The organism is Pseudomonas sp. BF-RE-25, from assembly GCF_019956105.1.
Classification (GTDB): Bacteria; Pseudomonadota; Gammaproteobacteria; order Pseudomonadales; family Pseudomonadaceae; genus Aquipseudomonas; species Aquipseudomonas migulae.
This window is the reverse complement of record NZ_JAHBDB010000036.1, coordinates 45,894-51,978: the sequence shown is the minus strand read 5'-3', so window position 1 is coordinate 51,978 and position 6,085 is coordinate 45,894. Positions and strand designations below refer to the sequence as shown.

Here is a 6,085-nt window from a genome sequence, read left to right as displayed (position 1 = left end):
TGCCCTCGCACCGGTCCTGCTCCGTGGGCCCGCCGCCATCGGCCATCCATGGCCGGGGGCGGCTAACCCGGCATCCATGCCGGGTTGCCCACTGCGCAGAACCTCCACTCGGCCTCTCGAGGGGGCGACTACCGCCACAGCCGCCGAGGCGGCCTGAAAGCCGACCTGGCTCTTTGGTGCGCGCGTTCCCTCATTCCGGATATGTACACCTATCCCCTGTAGGAGCCGGCTTGCTGGCGATGGCGTCCGCCCAGCCAATACATACGTTGACTGACCCACCGCTATCGCCAGCAAGCCGGCTCCTACAAGGGATTGGGTTCACACGATTCAAAATTGTAGGAGCCAGCTTGCTGGCGATGGACGTCAACGATAACGCGGGCTGTCTGAATGAACGCGGTGTCCGGGCGTTTTTCGCCGGCAAGCCGGCTCCTACAGGGATCTGCGTACGCTTTTGATTTTCACCACTCATCAGGCCGAGCGTTAGCTCGCCTTCAGCTTTTGATCCGAGCGCCCCCTCGAGAGGCCGAGTGGAGGTTCTGCGTAGTGGGCAACCCGGCAAGGATGCCGGGTTAGCCGCCCCCGGCCATGGATGGCCGATGGCGGCGGGCCCACGGAGCAGGACCGGAGCGAGGGCATGGCGAGCCTTAGCGAGCCACCGAACGAAAGGGGCAAGAGCCCTTGGTTACTTGGGGCTTTTCCAAGTGACTCGCCGTAAGGGCGAAACCAATATCAGCCATCACCCAAACAATGGATATACACCCAGTCAAGGCCTGCGTGAGCCTGTCACCAGCGGCCATAACCATGCGGAGGCCCGTAATAGCCACGCGGCGGGCCGTAATAACCACGGGGAGGGCCGTAGTAGACCGGCGGCGGGCCGTAATAACCCGGTTGTTGCACATAAACCGGTGCCGGCTGGTAATAAACCGGTGGCGGTTGCTGCACGTAAACCGGCTGTGGCTGCACGTAAACCGGTTGCTGCACATAGACCGGCCGGCCGCTATTGATGATGGCCGAACCGACGATGGCCGAGCCAACGATCGCACCAAATACCGCTGGACCTTGCCACCCGCCACCGCCATGCGCTTCTGCCTGCCCTGCGATAGCAAGAGCACCGATCAGCAAGGCAACTGTGGGGATTTTACGGATCATGATAGTTCCTCGGTTCATCGACCCGGCGCTTGCGTCTGCAATAGACCCAAGGATTGTCGCGGGGATACTTCTAAGACAGCGTATTTCTGAAAATCAGCACAGCCGTTGGGTAAATTTTGTGTAAGGTCTGTACCGGCTTCCTTACCAACTTCGCTGCCACGAGCAGGTACGCGGATATGATCGATCAGAACGCGATGGCATGGCTAATCCCGTCCATCTGAAAGTGCAATTGAAGGAGATTTTTCATGCAGATGAACCCCAACAAAGACACCCAGCTGTGCATGTCCCTGTCGGGCCGCCCCGGGAACTTTGGCCTGCGATTTCACAATCATCTGTACGAACAACTTGGCCTGAATTTCTACTACAAGGCGTTCCGCAGCCAGGACCTGACCGGTGCCGTCGCAGGTATCCGCGCCCTGGGGATTCGCGGCTGCGGCGTGTCGATGCCATTCAAGGAAGCCAGCATTGCGCTGGTCGATGAACTGGACGAATCGGCTGCCGCGATTCAATCGATCAACACCATCGTCAATACCGACGGCCACCTCAAGGCTTACAACACCGACTACATCGCCATCGCTCAGTTGCTGGAAACCCACCAGGTGCCCAAGGCGTCGACTTTTGCCCTGCGCGGCAGCGGCGGCATGGCCAAGGCGGTGGCCAGTGCGTTGCGCGATGGTGGATACCTGAACGGCCTGATTGTGGCGCGCAACGAGCACGCCGGACGTGCCCTGGCTGAATCGCTGGGCTATGAATGGCAAGCCGAACTGGGCAGCCAGCGCCCGCAAATGTTGATCAACGTGACACCGATCGGCATGACCGGCGGGCCTGAGGCCGATCACCTGGCGTTCGATGCGCAAACGATCGCAGCAGCGGAGACTGTCTTCGATGTGGTGGCGATCCCCTCGGAAACACCGCTGATCGTGCAGGGACGTGCCGAAGGCAAGCGGGTGATCACCGGACTGGAAGTGATCGCGATCCAGGCGCTGGAGCAGTTCGTGTTGTACACCGGCGTGCGTCCGACGCAGGAGCAGTTTCAGAAGGCGGTGGAATTCGCCCGCAGTTGAGGCCTTCCGCTATTTGTTGGCAGTACTGGCCTCATCGCGAGCGGGCTCGCTCCCACATTCGACCGAGTGCTTCCAGTAGAAATGCGATCAAATGTGGGAGCGAGCTCGCTCGCGATGGCTGCGACTCGGTATCCAGTCAGTCGCAGCAAATTTCCTATACTGCTCCCCAGCAAAACAAGACTTGCCACCCCATCAAACCGTGCCCGAGGTTTCCCATGCATCCCCCCATCCTCAACCTGCATCAGGTCGAACTCGAACCGCTGCCCGAAGCCCTCGCGCCCACCGGTGAAACTGCCGGCCGTTATCAACAGCGGATGGCTCGTGTCGGTCAGCAACTGGGTGCGCAAAAGCTCGGTTATCGTTTGTACGTGCTGGAACCGGGCATGCGCGGCAGCCCGTTTCACAGTCATCGGGTCAACGAGGAGATGTTCTACGTCGTCGCGGGGGAAGGGGAGATTCGGCTCGGTGCCGAGCGTTTTCCGATCCGCGCCGGTGACGTGATCGCCTGCCCGCCGGGCGGTCCGGAAGCAGCGCACCAGATCATCAACACCAGCAAGGCAGAACTGCGCTATTTGGCGGTCAGCACCCAGCAATCGCCGGAAATCTGCGAATACCCGGACTCCGGCAAGTACGCGGTGATGGACGACTTCAAGGTCGATGCCGAAGGCAATGCCTCGGGCTTCGTTGCCATCGCCAGACAGGCTGACGGCGTGGATTACTGGGACGGCGAGTAACTACTAACACCGCCTATCCAAACTGTGGGAGCGAGACCGGCTTGCCGGCGATAGCGGAGTGTCAGTCAACAGTGATGTAGCTGATAAACCGCTATCGCGAGCAGGCTCGCTCCTACAGGTGGATCTGGGGCGCCTGTGGTTACTCGAGGCGTGCCAGGCGCTCTTCCAGCGCTGCAATCCGCGCTTCGAGCTCTTCGATGCGTTCTACCGACACGCCGCTGCCGCCACCACGCTCCACCGGATTCTGCCGTGCCGCGAGGATCGCTTCGATGTCCGCCGGATCACCCAGCGCATGCATGTAACGGTCTTCACGCTGCCCCGCCTGGCGCGGAATCAGCAGCGCCAGACCACGAGCAATCAACCGTTCAAGCTGATGCACAACCTGCTCGGCATCTTCGAACTCATGCATGCGGCCGCTGCGGGTCAGCAGTTCGTTGACCGTCTGCGGACCACGCAAAAACAGCAGTCCCGTCAAAATCACCTGCGCCGGCACCAGTTCCAGTGCCTTGTCGACCTTGTGCTCCCAGCGGTCGGCGCGACTGCCCATGACCAGTTTGGCGAAGCCGCGACCTTCGAGGGCGCGCAGGCTCTGGCCGACCTGGCCCTGGGTGAGGTTCATCACCGGTTCGCGGCTGGTTTTCTGGTTGCAGGCAATCACCAGGGCATTGAGGGTCAGCGGATAGGTTTCCGGGCTGGTGGCCTGTTTCTCGATCAGCGAACCCAGAATGCGGATTTCCGTGCTGTTGAGCCGTGGCTCGTCGAAGGTTGTTTCTTGCTCAATGCTCATGATGCTGCGTCCTTACCTGATTCATATTCTTCTTCAGCTGGCATGCACTTTAGATGGGCGGGCGCCAATGGCAACTGAATTCGTCGCGTCCCCCGGCAATGGTCATAAAAGCTACATCAATCCATAACGCGATTTTTACAATTCGACGGGCACCGTATGCATGGCCGCGCGATGACGGTCGCGCCTGAGGGGCGCGGCGTCAGAGCGTATCGACGACGTCACTGGCCTTACTGACTGCAACCGGGAGCAAGGCATGACGCTGACGTTGGAATCGACTGGCAATAATGCGCTGATCGGCGCGCACCTGCCATGACCGTACTGGTTACCGGCGCTGCGGGTTTCATCGGTTTTCACACGGTCAAGCGCCTGTGTGAGCAAGGCCTTGAAGTGGTCGGCATTGATAACCTCAACGACTACTACAGCGTGGCGCTCAAACACGCTCGGCTCAAGGAGCTGCGAGCCTTGTCGGGCTTTCGTTTCCAGACGCTGGATATCGTCGACAAACCTGCCTTGATGGCGTTGTTCAAGGAACACCGCTTCACAGATGTCATCCATCTGGCGGCCCAGGCGGGTGTTCGCTACTCGCTGGACAACCCGGACGTGTACGCGCAATCGAACCTGACAGGGTTTTTGAATGTGCTGGAGGCCTGCCGGCACCATCGCCCGGACCATCTGATTTATGCCTCGAGCAGTTCGGTGTACGGCACCAACAGCAAGTTGCCATTCAGCGTCGAAGACGCCGTCGATCACCCCGTTTCGCTGTACGCGGCGAGCAAGCGCGCCAATGAGCTGATGGCTCACAGCTACTGCCATCTCTACGGGCTCCAGGCCAGCGGCCTGCGGTTTTTTACCGTGTACGGACCTTGGGGCCGCCCTGACATGGCGCTGTTCAAGTTCACCGACGCGATCCTCAACGATCGCCCCATCGACCTCTACAACCAGGGCTTGATGTCGCGGGATTTCACCTACATCGACGACATCGTCGAAAGCATCGTCCGCCTGCGTCCACGCCCGCCGTTGCCGGAGAACGCCGGGGAGGGCGTCAACCGGATTTTCAACATCGGGCGCGGCACGCCGGTGGCGCTGCTGGATTTCGTCGAATGCCTGGAGGCGGCGCTGGGCCGGCCTGCCCGGCGCAACTTGATGCCGATGCAGGCGGGCGATGTGCACAGGACCTGGGCGGATGTGTCGGCATTGGCGCAGTGGGTCGACTTTCGTCCGCACGTGACGGTCGAGGCCGGCGTCGGGCAATTCGTGAAGTGGTATCGCCACTTTTATCAGCGCTGAAGCGTTGATCTTCGAACATAAAAAATTCAGGAAAACAGGGGCCTCCATGAGCCAGGACTTATTTGTATCCGTGCTGATTCCGGCAAAGAACGAAGCGAGCAATCTCACCGCGCTGCTGGAAGAAATCCGCGTCGCGCTGGCGGATGAAGCGTATGAAGTCATCGTCGTCGACGATGGCAGCACTGACACCACGTTGCAGGCGTTGCGGCAGACCCGGCAAAACGGGCTGAACACGCTGCGCATCCTGCAACATGAACGTTCGCTGGGGCAGAGCACGTCGCTCTATCACGCCGCGCTCGCCGCCCGTGGCCAATGGCTGGCGACCCTCGATGGTGACGGGCAAAACGACCCTGCGGACATCCCCGGCATGCTGGCGCTGGTGCGCCGTGAGCCGGCAGCTGCCGACCTGCAATTGGTCGCCGGGCACCGGGTCAACCGCCGCGACACTGCCAGCAAACGCTGGGCTTCGCGGTTTGCCAACAGGTTGCGCCGACGCATGCTCAAGGATCAGACGCCGGACACCGGCTGCGGGTTGAAACTGATCCAGCGTGCGGCGTTCCTGCGTTTGCCGTACTTCGACCATATGCACCGCTTCATCCCCGCGCTGATCCAGCGCCACAACGGCCGCATGCTCACCCACCCGGTCAATCATCGACCGCGCACGGCCGGCGTCTCCAAATACGGCAACATCGACCGCGCGCTGGTGGGGATTCTCGACCTGATCGGTGTCTGGTGGCTGATCCGGCGCACACGCCTGAACACCCGGCCGCAGGAGATCGAAGGATGAATCTGTCCCGCGAAACCCTGTGGCTGGTGGTCGGTTTCAGCGGCCAGATCGCCTTCACCGGGCGCTTTGTCCTGCAGTGGCTGTACAGCGAATACAAAAAACGCAGCGTGATACCGGTGAGCTTCTGGTACCTGAGCATCATCGGCAGCGCGCTGTTGTTCGCGTACGCCATCTATCGACAGGACCCGGTGTTCATCATCGGCCAGGCGTTCGGTTCCATCGTCTATTTGCGCAACCTGCAATTGATTGCCCGCAGCAAAACCTTGAAGGACTGACC

General features: G+C 60.7%; 7 protein-coding genes. 5 read left to right on the top strand and 2 right to left on the bottom strand.

The window, feature by feature from the left end; all coding sequences use genetic code 11:
• Positions 1-783: 783 nt before the first annotated feature.
• Positions 784-1,149 (bottom strand): hypothetical protein, encoded by a 366-nt coding sequence (locus KGB24_RS17850; protein ID WP_008030776.1) that lies wholly within the window; start codon positions 1,147-1,149, stop codon positions 784-786.
• Between the two features lie 245 nt (positions 1,150-1,394).
• Between KGB24_RS17850 and KGB24_RS17845 the strand changes: the two genes are divergently transcribed.
• Positions 1,395-2,213 carry a shikimate 5-dehydrogenase gene (locus KGB24_RS17845; protein WP_223413813.1) on the top strand — a complete coding sequence of 273 codons (819 nt, stop codon included), beginning with the start codon at positions 1,395-1,397 and terminating at the stop codon, positions 2,211-2,213.
• A gap of 215 nt (positions 2,214-2,428) precedes the next feature.
• Positions 2,429-2,947 carry a cupin domain-containing protein gene (locus KGB24_RS17840; protein ID WP_008042813.1) on the top strand — a complete coding sequence of 173 codons (519 nt, stop codon included), beginning with the start codon at positions 2,429-2,431 and terminating at the stop codon, positions 2,945-2,947.
• A 139-nt stretch (positions 2,948-3,086) separates the two neighbouring features.
• Here the strand turns inward: KGB24_RS17840 and KGB24_RS17835 are convergent, their stop codons facing one another.
• Positions 3,087-3,734: a YceH family protein gene (locus tag KGB24_RS17835; protein WP_008030770.1), complete on the bottom strand. Its 648-nt coding sequence runs from the start codon at positions 3,732-3,734 to the stop codon at positions 3,087-3,089.
• 309 nt (positions 3,735-4,043) lie between these two features.
• Here KGB24_RS17835 and KGB24_RS17830 point away from each other — a divergent pair, with 309 nt between their 5' ends.
• From KGB24_RS17830 to KGB24_RS17820, 3 genes are read left to right on the top strand one after another with little or no spacing between them, the layout of a single operon-like run.
• The gene (locus KGB24_RS17830; protein WP_223413811.1) at positions 4,044-5,021 is read left to right on the top strand and encodes an NAD-dependent epimerase; all 978 of its coding nucleotides are present in this window, start codon (positions 4,044-4,046) and stop codon (positions 5,019-5,021) included.
• A 46-nt stretch (positions 5,022-5,067) separates the two neighbouring features.
• Positions 5,068-5,808: a glycosyltransferase family 2 protein gene (locus KGB24_RS17825; protein ID WP_223413810.1), complete on the top strand. Its 741-nt coding sequence runs from the start codon at positions 5,068-5,070 to the stop codon at positions 5,806-5,808.
• The gene (locus tag KGB24_RS17820; RefSeq protein WP_008030764.1) at positions 5,805-6,083 is read left to right on the top strand and encodes a lipid-A-disaccharide synthase N-terminal domain-containing protein; all 279 of its coding nucleotides are present in this window, start codon (positions 5,805-5,807) and stop codon (positions 6,081-6,083) included. The genes KGB24_RS17825 and KGB24_RS17820 overlap by 4 nt, the downstream gene beginning before the upstream one ends.
• Positions 6,084-6,085: the final 2 nt, after the last annotated feature.